We start from the raw sequence: 1,448 nt of genomic DNA on the forward strand, positions 1-1,448 counted from the left end.
CAATCTTTTCTGTGTCGTTTTTAGCGACAAGATATAATTTATCATGTTTGTTATCAGTTGTCAACATCTTTTTTTTAGATGTTTTTAATGTTTAGTTCGTTTCGTATCTGACAACAGAAATTAATATACCATAGCTAAAAAATAAAATCAACGCCTTTTTTGAAAAAAGTCTCTTCTGAAATTTTAGTATTCTAATATGTACTGTTATGTAAACTATTATTCGTTTTGTGACCGCTTCGGCATATAACGCATACAATCATTTTCACTAGCAACTCTTCTTAATAATTGAAATAGCACTTTATATCTTTCTTTCATTGCACTCTTGACCATGTTATCTATTCTACTATCATCTAAATCAAAAATAATCTCATCCAATTCTCTTTTAATTAGGTACTCTATTTCTTTTTGTTCTGTATGATTAATTAATAAACCCAACATGTCTACACCTCATCGTATTTCAATACTCTACTCTTCCTAAGATATCAATAAAGCGATATAGGTATTTTATATGGTTCACATTTTTAATTATTTTATGCAGTATCTTTCCGTTAAAGTTCCATATTTTTTTAGGGATTTATTTACGACTAGGTTTATTGAAAAGAATGATGAGCTTGTTCATAATTTTAATTTCCCCTCATAAATTAATACTAAAGCTTGTTTTACATAGGGGGCAAAAAAACATGAATCACTTTTATGTCGTACGGTTTAAGAACTTAAAAAAGTGGGCTCTAATTGTAGTTTTAGCATTCTTTACTGCTGGATTTTTATGGTTTGAAGGCAATGGTGTCTTGTCTGTCTTCTCTAAAGAGAAGCCTGTCGCTTTAACTAAGGGGAATACAAATGACCCTAATATCGCTCTCACTTTTAATATAAGCTGGGGGGAGCAAAAGGTTCATGATATTTTAAAGCTACTAGAACAGCATCAGGTCCAAGCAACGTTCTTTGTCAGTGGGGAATGGGCAGAAAAGCATCCTGATATTGTAAAGAAAATATCAGACGGTAAACATGAAATTGGTATGCTAGGTTATCGATACAAAAGCTATCTAGAACAAGATATCAATCAAGTAAAGAAGGATCTAAACTATGCAAAAGAGATCTTTGGTAAATTAGGCTATAAAGATTTAGAACTCCTTCGTGCACCACATGGTCATTTTAACGATGAGATTATCAAAATGGCAGAAGGCCAAGGACATAAAGTCATTCATTGGAATATAAATCCTAATGACTGGCAAAATCCCGGTACACAAAATATAGTAGATCATGTTATGTCAAAAACAACGAATGGTGACATCATCTTAATGCATGCTTCGGATTCCGTAAAACAAACAGCTGAGTCTCTGAAAACAATACTACCTGGACTTAAAAATAAGGGGTTTCAATTTGTAACTGTGTCCGAGATGATTAATCAGGCACACGCGAAAACAAAAATAGTAGAATAAAAAAACACA

General features: G+C 32.2%; 2 protein-coding genes. One reads left to right on the plus strand and one right to left on the minus strand.

The window, feature by feature from the left end; genetic code table 11:
* Nucleotides 1-216: 216 nt before the first annotated feature.
* Nucleotides 217-438 carry a hypothetical protein gene (locus tag G5W_RS0107415; RefSeq protein ID WP_010095505.1) on the minus strand — a complete coding sequence of 74 codons (222 nt, stop codon included), beginning with the start codon at nt 436-438 and terminating at the stop codon, nt 217-219.
* A gap of 242 nt (nt 439-680) precedes the next feature.
* Between G5W_RS0107415 and pdaB the strand changes: the two genes are divergently transcribed.
* The gene (pdaB, locus tag G5W_RS0107420) at nt 681-1,439 is read left to right on the plus strand and encodes a polysaccharide deacetylase family sporulation protein PdaB (protein WP_010095507.1); all 759 of its coding nucleotides are present in this window, start codon (nt 681-683) and stop codon (nt 1,437-1,439) included.
* Nucleotides 1,440-1,448: the final 9 nt, after the last annotated feature.

This window comes from Ornithinibacillus scapharcae TW25 (assembly GCF_000190475.1).
GTDB classification, from domain to species: Bacteria; Bacillota; Bacilli; order Bacillales; family Amphibacillaceae; genus Ornithinibacillus; species Ornithinibacillus scapharcae.

What these genes read in the sequence shown, in the direction of transcription:
- G5W_RS0107415 (WP_010095505.1), bottom strand. Translation starts at nt 438, where the DNA reads ATGTTGGGTTTATTAATTAATCATACAGAACAAAAAGAAATAGAGTAC.
- pdaB (WP_010095507.1), top strand. Translation starts at nt 681, where the DNA reads ATGAATCACTTTTATGTCGTACGGTTTAAGAACTTAAAAAAGTGGGCT.